12 protein-coding genes are annotated in these 12,814 nt (G+C 60.5%); 1 reads left to right on the top strand and 11 read right to left on the bottom strand.

Annotation, left to right across the window (positions count from 1 at the left end):
• The gene (locus WA225_RS06455) at nt 1–774 is read right to left on the bottom strand and encodes an ABC transporter ATP-binding protein (RefSeq protein WP_007909167.1); all 774 of its coding nucleotides are present in this window, start codon (nt 772–774) and stop codon (nt 1–3) included.
• 554 nt (nt 775–1,328) lie between these two features.
• Between WA225_RS06455 and gabP the strand changes: the two genes are divergently transcribed.
• Nucleotides 1,329–2,720, top strand: coding sequence for a GABA permease (gene gabP / locus WA225_RS06450; protein WP_422607291.1), 1,392 nt, complete (start codon nt 1,329–1,331; stop codon nt 2,718–2,720).
• 70 nt (nt 2,721–2,790) lie between these two features.
• On the opposite strand, the gene WA225_RS06445 is transcribed toward gabP, so the two are convergent.
• From WA225_RS06445 to sbnB, 10 genes are all read right to left on the bottom strand, one after another.
• A complete protein-coding gene (locus WA225_RS06445) occupies nt 2,791–3,243 on the bottom strand; it encodes a hypothetical protein (protein ID WP_008080542.1) in 453 nt (150 codons plus the stop codon).
• Nucleotides 3,244–3,249: 6 nt separating this feature from the next.
• Complete coding sequence (locus tag WA225_RS06440; protein WP_422607290.1) at nt 3,250–3,663, bottom strand: hypothetical protein; 414 nt, start codon at nt 3,661–3,663, stop codon at nt 3,250–3,252.
• Between the two features lie 28 nt (nt 3,664–3,691).
• The gene (locus WA225_RS06435; RefSeq protein ID WP_422607289.1) at nt 3,692–4,666 is read right to left on the bottom strand and encodes an alpha/beta fold hydrolase; all 975 of its coding nucleotides are present in this window, start codon (nt 4,664–4,666) and stop codon (nt 3,692–3,694) included.
• Between the two features lie 67 nt (nt 4,667–4,733).
• Nucleotides 4,734–5,792 (bottom strand): PDDEXK nuclease domain-containing protein, encoded by a 1,059-nt coding sequence (locus tag WA225_RS06430; RefSeq protein WP_422607288.1) that lies wholly within the window; start codon nt 5,790–5,792, stop codon nt 4,734–4,736.
• A gap of 274 nt (nt 5,793–6,066) precedes the next feature.
• Complete coding sequence (locus WA225_RS06425) at nt 6,067–6,414, bottom strand: hypothetical protein (protein WP_422607287.1); 348 nt, start codon at nt 6,412–6,414, stop codon at nt 6,067–6,069.
• A gap of 29 nt (nt 6,415–6,443) precedes the next feature.
• A complete protein-coding gene (locus tag WA225_RS06420) occupies nt 6,444–7,922 on the bottom strand; it encodes a PLP-dependent aminotransferase family protein (protein WP_422607286.1) in 1,479 nt (492 codons plus the stop codon).
• Nucleotides 7,923–7,949: 27 nt separating this feature from the next.
• The gene (locus WA225_RS06415) at nt 7,950–9,374 is read right to left on the bottom strand and encodes an L-lactate permease (RefSeq protein ID WP_422607285.1); all 1,425 of its coding nucleotides are present in this window, start codon (nt 9,372–9,374) and stop codon (nt 7,950–7,952) included.
• Nucleotides 9,375–9,391: 17 nt separating this feature from the next.
• Nucleotides 9,392–10,006, bottom strand: coding sequence for a glutathione S-transferase family protein (locus tag WA225_RS06410; RefSeq protein ID WP_422607284.1), 615 nt, complete (start codon nt 10,004–10,006; stop codon nt 9,392–9,394).
• Nucleotides 10,003–11,784 carry an FAD/NAD(P)-binding protein gene (locus WA225_RS06405; RefSeq protein ID WP_422607283.1) on the bottom strand — a complete coding sequence of 594 codons (1,782 nt, stop codon included), beginning with the start codon at nt 11,782–11,784 and terminating at the stop codon, nt 10,003–10,005. Before WA225_RS06405 ends, WA225_RS06410 begins: the two co-directional genes overlap by 4 nt.
• The gene (sbnB, locus tag WA225_RS06400; RefSeq protein WP_422607282.1) at nt 11,778–12,809 is read right to left on the bottom strand and encodes a 2,3-diaminopropionate biosynthesis protein SbnB; all 1,032 of its coding nucleotides are present in this window, start codon (nt 12,807–12,809) and stop codon (nt 11,778–11,780) included. The genes WA225_RS06405 and sbnB overlap by 7 nt, the downstream gene beginning before the upstream one ends.
• Nucleotides 12,810–12,814: the final 5 nt, after the last annotated feature.

Raw genomic sequence — 12,814 nt, 5'->3', positions numbered from 1 at the left:
TTAGCGGTTGCTGGACATGAATTGTTTGCAGCGCGCCGAAAGCGGGTTTTCGAACACCTGCTGAGGCGATCCTTGCTCTTCTATAAGGCCTTGGTGAAGGAACACCACTTCGCTGGAAACCTGACGGGCAAAACCCATTTCGTGGGTCACGAGCAGCATGGTGCGGCCTTCTTCGGCCAATGCGCGGATGACACTAAGTACTTCCTGAACCATTTCCGGGTCAAGCGCCGAGGTGGGTTCGTCGAACAGGATCACCTTCGGTTGCATCGCCAGCGTGCGGGCAATCGCTGCGCGTTGCTGCTGACCACCGGACAATTGCGCCGGGTAGGCGTGGCGTTTGTCGGCGATGCCGACCTTGGCCAGCAGCGCTTCGGCGACTTCGATCGCCTCGGCCTTGCTCTGGCCGAGCACGCGACGCGGCGCTTCGATGATGTTGTCGAGGATGCTCATGTGCGGCCACAGATTAAAGTTTTGAAACACAAAACCAATCTCGGAGCGCAGGCGGTTGATCTGTTTGCCGTCGGCGGCAACCAGTTCGCCATTTTTGGCGGCCTTGAGCTTGAGTTCTTCACCAGCCACCAGAATCTGGCCCTGGTGCGGGTTCTCCAGCAGGTTGATGCAACGCAGAAACGTGGACTTGCCGGAACCGGAGGAACCGAGGATCGAGATCACATCGCCGTCGCGGGCGGTCAGCGAGATGCCTTTGAGCACCTCAAGCTGTCCGTAGCGTTTGTGCAGGTTGCGGATTTCAAGCGCGGGCGTGGCCTCAGCCATGTGCGTTCCTCATATATGTTGCGCTCCAGCTGTTGGATGGCCTTCCTGGCGAGGCGGCCAAGCTAGCATAGCGTTTCAATGGCAGCCAACAGCGCTGCGAGCGGTTAACGGGTGGCATGTGGCAGGTTGTCGCATCGGCGCAGCAGACTGTCGCCCCATCAACAACCGAACGGGTCTTTGATCGTGCAAACCCGTGGGTGTCGCGTAAAAAAAGGCGCGATGTTGCCAGCTTTGGCGGGGTGTTGGAAGCGCTATCCGGCCGAACGTTCCTGATTCGCCCTTTTATTGTGCATCCCACACTTTTTCGGTGTGTTTCTGGTGCGCGAATTCGTCTTGAAAGTGAGTCGCAGGGTAACGTTCTGGCGAATAGCCATTAATCTCAAGGACTTGCGATGACTGTCCGGTCGCGCGCAAAACCGCACTCCAGAAGACTTTGAAACATTTTGGCGCATTTATTGCGTGCAGAATCCGGAACGCCCCGTTGGTTTCTTTTTACGAGAAAGAAAATCCCAGACGGGCCGGACGCAATCGCTTTCCTTGCAAAGGTAGTTTCGATGAGCAGTACCCCAAGCTCCAATGGCCTCGAACAGGGGCTCAAACCGCGTCATGTGACCATGTTGTCGATCGCCGGTGTTATCGGCGCCGGTCTGTTCGTTGGCTCCGGCCACGCCATCGCGGCCGCCGGCCCTGCCGTACTGCTGGCTTATGCCGCCGCCGGTACCTTGGTGGTGTTGGTGATGCGCATGCTCGGCGAAATGGCAGTTGCCTCGCCGGATACCGGTTCGTTCTCGACTTATGCCGACCGTGCCATCGGGCACTGGGCCGGTTTCACCATCGGCTGGCTGTACTGGTGGTTCTGGGTCTTGGTGATTCCACTGGAAGCCAACGCCGCCGCGACCATCCTGCACGCATGGTTCCCAGATGTCGGCATCTGGGCCTTCGCGCTGGTTATCACCATGCTCCTGACCATCACCAACCTGTTCAGCGTGAAGAATTACGGCGAGTTCGAATTCTGGTTCGCCCTGATCAAAGTGCTGGCAATCATCGGCTTCATTGGCCTCGGTCTGGCGGCGATCTTCGGTTTCCTGCCGAACAGCCAGGTCAGCGGCGTTTCGCACCTGTTCGACAGCGGCGGCTTCCTGCCAAACGGCATGGGCGCGGTATTGGGTGCAATCCTGACCACCATGTTCTCCTTCATGGGGACTGAGATCGTGACCATCGCGGCCGCGGAATCGAAGAACCCGGGCAAGCAGATCTCCAAGGCCACCAACTCGGTGATCTGGCGGATCGGTTTGTTCTACCTCGTGTCGATCTTCATCGTTGTGGCCCTGGTGCCATGGAACGATCCTACGCTGGCCAACCTCGGTTCCTACCAGACTGTGCTTGAGCGTATGGGCATCCCGAACGCGAAAATGATCGTCGACATCGTGGTACTGGTCGCGGTGACCAGCTGCCTGAACTCGGCGCTGTACACCTCGTCGCGCATGCTCTTCTCCCTCGGCAAGCGTGGCGATGCACCGGCCATGGCGACCCGCACCAACAAAAGCGGCACGCCTTACTGGGCGGTGATGCTGTCGACTGGCGCAGCGTTCCTGTGCACCTTCGCCAACTACGTGGCCCCGGCTGCGGTGTTCGAATTCCTGCTGGCCAGTTCCGGCGCGATCGCACTGCTGGTGTACCTGGTGATCGCGTTCTCGCAACTGCGTATGCGTAAACAACGCATGGCTCGTGGTGAGAGAATCGTCTTCAGCATGTGGCTGTTCCCGGGCCTGACCTACGCGGTGATCATCTTCATCGTCGCGGCGCTGACCATCATGTTGTTCCAGGAAGCGCATCGCGTGGAAATCCTCGCGACTGGCCTGCTGAGCCTGATGGTGGTGGCTGCCGGTCTGCTGGTGGCACGCCGTCGCAAGCTGGAAAAACGTGGCGCGGTGGTGTTGAACTGATCCGTTACGCGTAACGCAAAACGGCCGCTGTCAGTGATGACGAGCGGCCGTTTTTGTTTGTGAGCGTGGTTTATTCGCTCTTGTCTTCCTGCGCTTCCACCGACTTGCCATAAGCATCCAGCGCAACCCCGAAATCGGTGATGAACTGTGGCTCGCTCAGCCAGGCCTGGGCCTCTTCGATCGTTACACCTTCGGCCCACATGCGGTAGTCGATCAACATGTCGGCGGCCAGGTGGGTGGCGGCCATGCCTTCGTTGTCGGCGTTTTCCATGTCCAGCAGCTCTGGATGGTCAACGATGACGAACGCCAGTTCGCGCAGCAGGGTCAGCAGCATTTCGTTGCGGCTGATGGCTTCGGCGTCGCGCATTTTGCTGAACATCGCCAGGACGTATTCCGGCACCGGCTCGGCGAGGTGGTCGAGGTCTTCGTCCTGCTCCAGCGGCTTGCGGCCGACCATACGGATTTGTTTGGCTTTGGCCTTGGCGCGTTTGGCGCGTTTCTGTTGTTTATTCAGGGATGCCATGGGAGCTCAGTTCTTCTGTGGGGTTTGCGCAGCAATCGCGTCGGACGCTGCCACATAGTCGGCCTGGAAGGCCGGGGATTCGATCCATGCCAGCGCGCCGGCCTCGTCGGTTTCCTGCGACCACTGGCGATACTCGATCAGCGCGGCGAGGATGAAATCCATCGCGCCTTCTTCGCCTTCCTGCTCGTAGACCAGTTCCAGCAGCGGGTCTTCGAGGAACGCGGTGCACAGCGCTTGCTGGCTGATCTTCTCGGCGTCGATCATTTTTTTGAACAGTTCGGTCAGGTCCACCGATTCGAAGTCGATGCGATCATCGTTCGGGTCCAGCTCGACCGGCGCTTCGGCGCGTTTGGTGCGGTTCTGCTTGGCCTTGGCTTTGGCCCGGGTGGCGCGTTTTTGCTGCTTGTTGGCGGAGGCCATGATGTGTTCCGTCGTGCGTTGAGAGGGCTCAGCTGCGCGGGACTTGCCGCCCGGCGGTGTCGAGGGCCAGTGCGCCGGTTTGCAGCCAGGTCAGAGCAATGGGCCATAGTGTGGCTTGGTATGCGCTGCGAAAAAAGGCGAAATGTCCGACTTGTTGTTCGCCGATGTCCTGCGGTTCGATGCGCAGGTGAGTTTTTGCCGCGTTGCTGAAGTAATCGAGCAGGCGTTCGATGGCTGGAATCGTGCCGTAGGGATCGTCGCTGATGCTGATGGCTAACGTCTGCGCACGGACATTGGCGAAGGGCAATTTTGCATTTTTCGCCAACATCCTGCGGCCACTGGGACGCCGTTCATAATGGGCGGCAGGCGTGCTCCAGTCGCGCACTACACCGGCCGGCGTATCTTCCAGCCAGCCAAGACGTTTGCCCGGGAAGTAACCGCAGATCAGCGTCAGCAGCGGCATCAACACATGCCATTTACCGAACATGCGCCAGCGCTGTTCGGGGGCGTAATCGCGCCAATAGGCGAACTGCGCGCCAACGGTGACCAGCCGTCGGATAACCCGCCCGGACTCGCCGAGCCCCGCCGCGCAACCGCCAAAACTGTGGCCGACCACATCGATCGGCTGACCGGAAAACTCCCGTTGTGCGCGTTTGAGCATCGCTTCGAAATCCAGCGCGCCCCAGTCTGTCCACGAGGCCTCAAGGCCTTTCATTGAGTCGGGTCGAGATTCGCCGATGCCACGGTAGTCGAAGATGATCACGTCGAAACCATTGGCGAACAGATAGGCCGCGAAACGCGAGTAATGGCGACAACGCACGGACGTGGCGGCGTTGATGATCACCACCGGGCGCTGAAGGTCAGGCAGGGCGTGACGCCAGGTGAAACCGCCAAGGACAAAACCGTCGGCGGCTGTTTCCTTGAAGGGTTCACTTTGCAGCTCGGCAGGCGATGGCGGCTTGCGCTGCACAGCTGGCAATGGGGGCGTGTCCTGAAAACTCATGGCGCTCGACCTTCGCGGGTTGCTGCCCACAATAGTCTCGACACACCCGAGGGACAATCCGCAGCGCTTAATCCGTGGATTCAGAAAGCATGCGTTCCTCGATCAATGCCTGCTCTCTTTGCAGCTCCGCCCGTAGCTCTTCCACGCTGGGCAATACTGTTTTGTAACTGCTGGCAAACAGTTGCTCATTGCCTTTGAGGATCGAGTAACGCGCGACCGCCTCATTATCCTGTGCACACAAAATGATCCCGACAGTCGGTTTGTCACCCTCACTGCGCTTGAGCTCGTCGTACATGCGCACATACATATCCATCTGCCCGACATCGCGTGCGCTGAGTTGGCCACGTTTGAGGTCAATGATCACGAAGCATTTGAGCAGGTAGTTGTAAAACACCAGATCGATGTACAGATCCGAGCTACCGGCGCTGATGCGTTGTTGTCGAGCGACAAAAGAGAAGCCCTTGCCCAGTTCCAGCAGGAAGCTCTGCAGGTGATCGATGAGCGCTTGCTCAAGTCCGGTTTCGTTGACTTTGCCCGGCGATGGCAGGCCGAGAAACTCAAGAATGACGGGATCGCGAATGAACTCGCGTGGATTGCAGTTCAGGCCGGCAATGTTGGTTGTGGCTTCGTCGATCACACCGGCCTTGTCCCGGCTCATCAGCAGGCGTTCGTAGTAGAGCGTATTGATCTGGCGATCCAGAGCGCGGCTGGACCAGTTGAGGGTGGCGCATTCGTCCATATACCACAGGCGAGCCTTTTCACTGTCGACCCTGAGTAGCCGGCGATAGTGCGTCCAGCTCAATTCGTGACGCAGTGCGTCACGAATTGGAAATGCTTGATAGAACAGACGCATGTAACGAAGGTTCGAGGCGTCAAAGCCTTTTCCAAACTGCGCCGTCAACTCTTTCGCCAGTGTCGCCAGTAATCGTTGGCCATACCCGGCCCGCCGGGCACCTTCCTGTTCAAACTCAACAATATGCCGGCCAATCTGCCAGCAGGTCTGAACCTGAATCGTATCCACCACACGCAGCACTTTTTGCCGTGCCTGCCGGATCGGTTCGCCAAGTTCGCCCAGCAATGAATCGATTTTCGGGTCTTGCAGGTCAGCAGGTTTCAGCTGGCTCATCGAATTTTCCGCATCATTGAAAACAGAAGCGCCAGCATGCCGAGAACCGCTTGCGAAGGATGTCGGCCGAGCCTGTGAAGCCAGCAGGAATGCGGGATGCGTGTTGCAGGAAGTTGTTGGCCAAGGGGGCTTTTGGTGGTTTTGGTCTGTAGTCCATTTCGTACACGCCTCCAGCAATTAATCACGCGTGCCAGGCGCGGAGGGCGCGGTTGATTGTGCGTAGTTCTGTTGCCCATCGACTACGTCAACACGCTCTGAAACCGGCCCCACCCGATTATCGTCGTATGCGCTTGCCTTTGGGCTTCTCCGCCGGCTCCTGCACTTTGCGATAAATCCACAAGCCGAACACCCCGGCAGCCAGCAGAAACACGGTGCCTATGCTTTGCGAGACAAACTCGATCCAGAACCGTCGTGGTTGCACAGCCAGGTGATAAGTGTGCTTCGGGCCGCGGTTGGTGGTGGTGATGGCGCCGCTGATCCAGCTGTCGATCAGTATGTAGATCGATGCACAGAGGGCGAAGGCAATCAGTACGCCGACGAGCACGGTCAGCCAAAAGGTTGTCCGGCTCTGGCGATACGGCGGCGGATGGGGCAGGGGAATGCGGGTTCTTTTCTGATTCATGAAGGGTTACTGCAACGATCCTTTTACGCTCAGGAAACGACTGTCTCTTGATGTTGCTCGGTCAGGTTTTGCCGCCCATCCGAGGGTCGACCGGCGAGGTGCGCGCATTCGGCAATCACCCTGAGGAGCTCAATCACTGCCGGAGTCAGCGCAGTGCCAAGGCAGATGCGCACACCCGTGGTTGCATGCCCGTCGGCGAAGAAGATGCCGTTGCCAGCCACGTGGCAGCCGCGTTCGCTGGCTAAATCCTGCAATGCCGACATGTCGGTGTGTAGCGGCAGTTCAATCCAGTGGATGAACCCGCCACGCGGCGGCACATACACCGTGCCCGCAGGGAAATCCGTACGCACCAGCGCTTCGACAAAACTGGCCAGCGAAGACAGTTGCGAGCGGAGTCTGGCGCAGTGCTCTTCCATGTAGCCGCGCCCGATAAATTCGTTGAGGACATTTTGCGCAAGGCTGGAAACCGCCAGATTGCGCGAAAACATCTGCGCCAGAATGGCATTGCGGTACTTGCCGGCCAGACACCAGCCGACGCGATAACCCGGCGCGATGGTCTTGGAGAACGACGAGCAGTAAATCGTCTGCCCGCTGGTGTCGTAGCTCTTGATGGCGCGGGGGCGATCGCCTTCCGGCACCAGGTCGAAAAAGATGTCGTCCTCGATAATCGGCACGTCCGCTTCGCGCGCGATCTGTGACAGCCGTGCGCGAGTCTCGTCGGGCATGATGAAACCTCGCGGGTTCTGCAGGGTTGGGTTGAGAAAGATCACCGCGACCTTTTTCAGCTTCAACGCTTCTTCGAGGTGATCGACATCAAGGCCGAGTTTGCCGTGCGTGCGGATGGGCATGGCGCGCATGCCCAAGCGTTCGATGGTCTGCAGGATGCCGTAATACGTCGGCGTTTCGATGGCGACCGTAGCGCCTTTCGATGCGACGGCTTCGAGGGCTAGTTCCAGGGCAATGGTGTCACCCGACGTCACCAGAATATCGTCCGGCCCGCAGACCACGCCGCGGGTCAGCATCAGCCCGGCGATGCGCCGTCGCAGTGCCGGCAGACCGGGTGGTGCGACCAGTCCGGTCAGCGAGTTGTCAGCTTTGCCAGCCAATACCGACAGGCATTTGTTGAGCAGCACGTTGGGTGTGAGGTCGCTGTGCAACACCGCGGAATTCAACGACGCGGTGGTGCGCGAGGCCGCTTGGGAAAGCATCGCGACCACCGCATGATTGACGTTGACGGTGACACTGGAGAAGTCAAAACCCCGGGTGGGTTTTGCTTGTCCTGAGGCTGAGACGAAGTAGCCGATGCGCGGTTTGGTCGAAACGTAAGCATCGGCTTCCAGATCCGCCAACGCGCGCTGAACGGTGGTGATGCTGGTTTCAAACATTCGCGCCAGCGTACGGATCGAGGGCAGTTTCGCTTCGGCTGCCCACTCACCGCTGTCGATCTGACGAATAATCCAGTCCTTGACTATCCGCCAGCGTTTGTCCGGTAGATCAAACCTGTCCATAAGTTCTCTGTGATGTCTCGAAACAATTCAGAGAAAGTAGAGCAAAACGATCCCCGTTGCAGCAACTATGACGATGTTGAGCGCAACCAGGCCGAAGGCGAATCGGATCAGGTTGTTTTCTTCCTGCCGATTGGCGCCCGCCAGCCCGGTGATCAGCGACAGGATCGACAGCGACCCCAGCGCGCCATGCCCGGCGGCACTGTTGACCATCGCGGCCAGCCAGGCACCGTGTTCGCTGCTCAGCGCAGCAATGGACGGCATGACGAGGGTGTTGCCGCCGACGTTGGAACCGGTGACGTAACCGGCAAGCCCCGCCAGCACTGCGATGGTTGGCGCCAGGGAAATCCCCGACAACGATTGCAGTGTGCGCTGTGCTTCGACCAGGAAACCGGCGTTGACCATCACCTGCGACAGCAGCAGGAACAGGAAAATTGTCGTGACCGGAAATTTCGCCCGGTTGAACAGCGCTCGCCACGGGAAACCTGCGGCGGCGCTTTGCTTGATTGCCATCAACAGCGTGACGATCAGCAACGCCAGCCCCGGGGAGGCCAATGGCTTCCACGAAACATGTTCGCCTTTGATGATCCACAGCGCATCCCAGCCCGACAGGACGAACAGCCCGCGCGACGCAACGATTACCCCCAGCAAGGCCAGATAGGGCCAGGCTGCGTTCGGCCAGCGCACCAGTTTTTTTCGTTGTGCGTAAGAGATCCCCAGGCCGACGCAAGCCACCGCCAGACCGGCCAGCACACCGGAGACTTCCGGGCCGATCCACAGGTTGATGGTGAACAGCACCGCGACGAACAGCGCCGTCACCACGATCAGCCCAAGCCACGGCGACACCGTGCGGATGCCACCCTGCCACAGAGCAATCGCCGCCAGGCAGAAGAACACTGGCGCACTGATCAGCGCCGAATGGCTGCCAAGGGTTTGTGCCGGCAAATGCGCCAACAGCGCGCCGATCACGGTGGCCAGACCCAGTGTGCCCCACGGCATGATGACCATCCCGGCGAGGGCGATTTTCATCCCCGACTGGCGGGTGAACAGCCCCATCAGCAACGGCACGGTTGCGATCAGCGAAACGCCGAAACCGGTCATCGCTTCAAGCAGCGGTGCGAGGCCGAGCACGATGAAGATGACCTGCGCCGGCGGTGTCCAGCCGAGCTCCTTGACCCAGGCGCCGATGGCCTGCGGCGCGCCACCGCGCTCGACCAGGATGACAAAGGCCAGCCCCGGGACGATCACGCACGCCGTGCTGAGGAACAGGATGGTGGTGTCCTGAAAGATCGCCGCGCTGATTGCCGCCGACACCGGGCCGGCAGCGCCCAATGCCCACAGCACGAGTACCAGCACTACGCCGGCCAGCGCGGCTTGCACCGGTGGTCGGCGGACGATCAGAATCAGCGCGATCACCAGCGCGATCGGTGACATTTGCAACAAAAGAGAACTCATACCCGGTTTTCCTTAACTTAATCGTGAGTCTGCCCGCTGTACTCGGTCGCCCGCATGGACGCCCGCTCACAAAAAGTCTGATACCACTCGGTCAGGCGCACTTGAGCGGAAAAGTCCGAGAGTTGGCGAAAGGCGATCCAGTCGAGCGCGGTCGCCAGGGCAATGTGGCCGAGGGTGAGCGGGCCATTGAGGTCGACGTGTTCTTCGATGAAGCGGTAAGCCTCCTTGAGTTTGAACGCCTGGCCGTCGGCGTAGGCCGGATAGCGCAAGGCCTCGGGGCGGCGCTCGACTTCCCAGCGCAGCTTGATGCCGACATCGCACATGCCCTGCGCCAATGCTTGCAGGCGCAGCGCCTTGTAGCGCTCAGGGCCGTTTGCCGGGATGAGTTTCGGCCCGTCGCTCAGGTCGTCGAGGTATTCACAGATCACGATGGAATCGAACAGCGCCGTGGCGTCAGGCAGGATCAACACCGGCACTTTGCCCAGCGGGTTGGCCTTGTAGATGGTCTCGTTTGGCGACGTCGGACTGGTCTCGTGGTGGATCACTTCCAGGCTCGACGCGATGCCGAGTTCGTGAGCCAGCACCAGCACCTTGCGGGCGTAGGGTGAATGCGTCTGGTAGAAAAGCTTCATGCTGAAGTCCCTGTCTCAAGGATGGCAGTGGCGGCTCGATGGGCGTCCATGAACAGACGCGAAGGTGCGCCCGCCGAGGTGACGTAGTGGTTGTAGTAGCAAGAACCTTCGGCGAGCGGGCCGAGTACCCAAATGTTGCGCACCGGTTCACCTGCACTCGACTTGGGGTGGCATGCGGCATCGACGTCGATGCCGTCGATGCCTGGTTCATCGGTTCGCGGGCGGATAAGGCCCAACCGCGCCAGATCACGCACCGGCGCGCAGTCGCTGTTGCTCACGCCGCTGCTCTGGACATAACCGGCGACGCGTTTGAAGTCGTTGATCGCAGGGCGCGAGCCGGGCTTGAGGAATGTCAACAGGCCGGCGTCACACAGGGCGAGCAGGTCGGCGTGGCGCTCTTTTTGCGGGCCCGCAACGAGGCGGTTGATCGCCTTGTGCCAACGACCATAGAACTGCCGATGCGACGCGTCGGTCAGCCCGTCGAAATCGACGGCCTCACGCAGGCGATCACGCAGATCGCGCCAGACTTCGATGGCGGCTTTGGTCGCCGATCCTCCGCGCCCCAGTCGCGATTCGTGCAAATCGGCTTCGAGGGTGTCGTAGATCCAGGCGTGATAGTTGTAGGGCTGCACGTCGTCGGGCAGTGCATGCCAGATCAGCGCCTGCGGATCGATCGAGCCGCCAGCCGCCTCGTAATCGCGCAGCAACGCCTCACAGGCGACAACACCGGGTTCGCCCGCAACGCTGACGGCCCTGAGTCGCTCCAGCACCTGCTCTGGCGCTGATGGGCTATGCACGACGGCGACGGCCGCCGCACGCATCTCCAGCAGCATCAGCGGCAGGATGTCCTGTTCGAAGTCCAACTGTCGGTTGTGGCTGCTTGCCCGCAGGGATTGGATGCGCACACTCGTCAGCAGTACGGCGCGATGGCGCGGGCAGTCAATCAGGCCGTTGGGCCGGGTGCGAAACGGCAGCCCGTCCCGCGACTGGATAAAGAGCACCGGCTCCTGGCCCGAAGGCTGATAGGCGTGACTGCCGTCGGCCATGCGCTTGTAGCGACCGCCTCTGCCGGAGGTCAGCGCCGCCAGGGTATCCATCGCACCCAGCCCGAGCCCTTCGACCAACACGGTTTCGCCGGGCTCGATGGTGGCGAGGCTGCCGGGCAGCGGATAGACATCGTCAACGCGATTGCGATCCGCCGAGCGCAGGCGACCGGTATGGCCGACCGTCAAAATCAGCCGATCCACGGTGACCGCAGCCCCCGAAGCGGTCTGCAGCAGGTATTGCTGACCGGCGTTGCGCTCGACCGCGGTGACGGCCTGCTGATGCAGGTTCACGCTCACCCAGTGCGGCGCGGACGCGAGGATTTTCGCGAAGGCGTCGGCCAGATAGGCACCGAGCAAATGGCGCGGCAGGAAGTCCTGTGGCTCGACGTCACGGCCGTCGGCGGCGAGCAGTCCGCTGTCCACATCGACCTTGATGCGCCGCTCGTGGCACCACGTCAGGAAATCCGCGCCCGGCCGTTCCCGTGCATCCGTCAGGTTTCCGAATGCCGCTGCGTCAGGGAAAACTCCGAGCTGACCAGCGACGGTGTTGAGCAGCAGATAGTCCGGTTGATCCGGCCAATGCGCGCCGCTTCCGAGCACATTCGGATCGAAAATATCGATGACGACTGGCTGCTCCGGGCGCGTCTCAGCAAGGCTCAGCAGGCGTTCGAAAATCGACAGTCCGCGCGAGCCGCAGCCCACCAGGCCGATGTGCAGAGGCGCCGTCACCATCTGCGCTCCTCCCCGAAGAAGGATGGGATGGCGACCGCCGAACCGTCCTTGACCGCGATGTCATGGATCATCCGGCCAATTGCCAGATCGAGGATGCCCATGCCGAACGGTGAATAGATCAGCGGCTTGTCCGTGGCAACCTGCAGGTCGCCGCGAATCAATTGTCCGACGGTGCCGGTAACGAAATCACGATGACCGTATTTTTGCTCTGCCAGATGCGGCGAGGTATTGGCCTTCAGGCAATGGGTCACGTCGTCGAAGTAGTTGTAACTCTCTTCGATGATCTCGGCGCCGATATCGCGCAGCGAGATGTTCAGCACGATCTGTCCCGGGCGGAACGTGCCTTTGCCCTTGACGTAAGGTTCGCCGGCGCTGGTGGCGAACACCACGATGTCGGCGCTCAGTGCCTGTTCCAGCGACGACAGTTGCACATCCGGCACCCCGAGTTGCTTGCCGAACGCCGCCAGCGCTTGTGCTGATTCTGCATTGAGGTCGTGAATGCCCACGCTGTCGAACGACCAGTCGTCGGCGATGAACGTCTCAAGGATGTTCCGCGAAATCACCCCGCCGCCAATGATCGAGAGTTTCGGCGCGCTCTTGCTCTGGCCATTCAGCCACCAGGCACCGAGCACCGCCGACGCGGCGGTGCGCACGGCACTGATCAGCGCGCCTTCAAGCAGGGCGTAGGGGTAGCCGGTGTCCGGATCGTTGAGGATCAGCACCGCCGAAGCCCGTGGGATGCCTGACTTGATGTTGTCGGGATAGCTGGCAATCCACTTGATCCCGGAGACGGACTGATCGCCCTCGCTGTCGACGATCGCCGCCGGCAAGGCAATGATCCGGTTCGCCGGTTGCGCCGCAAAACGCAGGAAGTAGCTATCGGGGTTAACGGTTTCGCCGCGCTCGTGGGTCAGGTAGGTCTGGGCGACCATGTCGATGGTTTCGTGACGCAGGCCGTTGAGGATGTCCTTGACGACAGCGCCGGGAATGACATGGAACGGTTGAATCGAGTTGTGTGTGGTCATGGGGA

The organism is Pseudomonas sp., assembly GCF_049300855.1.
Taxonomy (GTDB): domain Bacteria; phylum Pseudomonadota; class Gammaproteobacteria; order Pseudomonadales; family Pseudomonadaceae; genus Aquipseudomonas.
This window is presented reverse-complemented; position numbering and strand designations above follow the sequence as displayed.

What these genes read in the sequence shown, in the direction of transcription:
- WA225_RS06455 (WP_007909167.1), bottom strand. Translation starts at nt 774, where the DNA reads ATGGCTGAGGCCACGCCCGCGCTTGAAATCCGCAACCTGCACAAACGC.
- gabP (WP_422607291.1), top strand. Translation starts at nt 1,329, where the DNA reads ATGAGCAGTACCCCAAGCTCCAATGGCCTCGAACAGGGGCTCAAACCG.
- WA225_RS06445 (WP_008080542.1), bottom strand. Translation starts at nt 3,243, where the DNA reads ATGGCATCCCTGAATAAACAACAGAAACGCGCCAAACGCGCCAAGGCC.
- WA225_RS06440 (WP_422607290.1), bottom strand. Translation starts at nt 3,663, where the DNA reads ATGGCCTCCGCCAACAAGCAGCAAAAACGCGCCACCCGGGCCAAAGCC.
- WA225_RS06435 (WP_422607289.1), bottom strand. Translation starts at nt 4,666, where the DNA reads ATGAGTTTTCAGGACACGCCCCCATTGCCAGCTGTGCAGCGCAAGCCG.
- WA225_RS06430 (WP_422607288.1), bottom strand. Translation starts at nt 5,792, where the DNA reads ATGAGCCAGCTGAAACCTGCTGACCTGCAAGACCCGAAAATCGATTCA.
- WA225_RS06425 (WP_422607287.1), bottom strand. Translation starts at nt 6,414, where the DNA reads ATGAATCAGAAAAGAACCCGCATTCCCCTGCCCCATCCGCCGCCGTAT.
- WA225_RS06420 (WP_422607286.1), bottom strand. Translation starts at nt 7,922, where the DNA reads ATGGACAGGTTTGATCTACCGGACAAACGCTGGCGGATAGTCAAGGAC.
- WA225_RS06415 (WP_422607285.1), bottom strand. Translation starts at nt 9,374, where the DNA reads ATGAGTTCTCTTTTGTTGCAAATGTCACCGATCGCGCTGGTGATCGCG.
- WA225_RS06410 (WP_422607284.1), bottom strand. Translation starts at nt 10,006, where the DNA reads ATGAAGCTTTTCTACCAGACGCATTCACCCTACGCCCGCAAGGTGCTG.
- WA225_RS06405 (WP_422607283.1), bottom strand. Translation starts at nt 11,784, where the DNA reads ATGGTGACGGCGCCTCTGCACATCGGCCTGGTGGGCTGCGGCTCGCGC.
- sbnB (WP_422607282.1), bottom strand. Translation starts at nt 12,809, where the DNA reads ATGACCACACACAACTCGATTCAACCGTTCCATGTCATTCCCGGCGCT.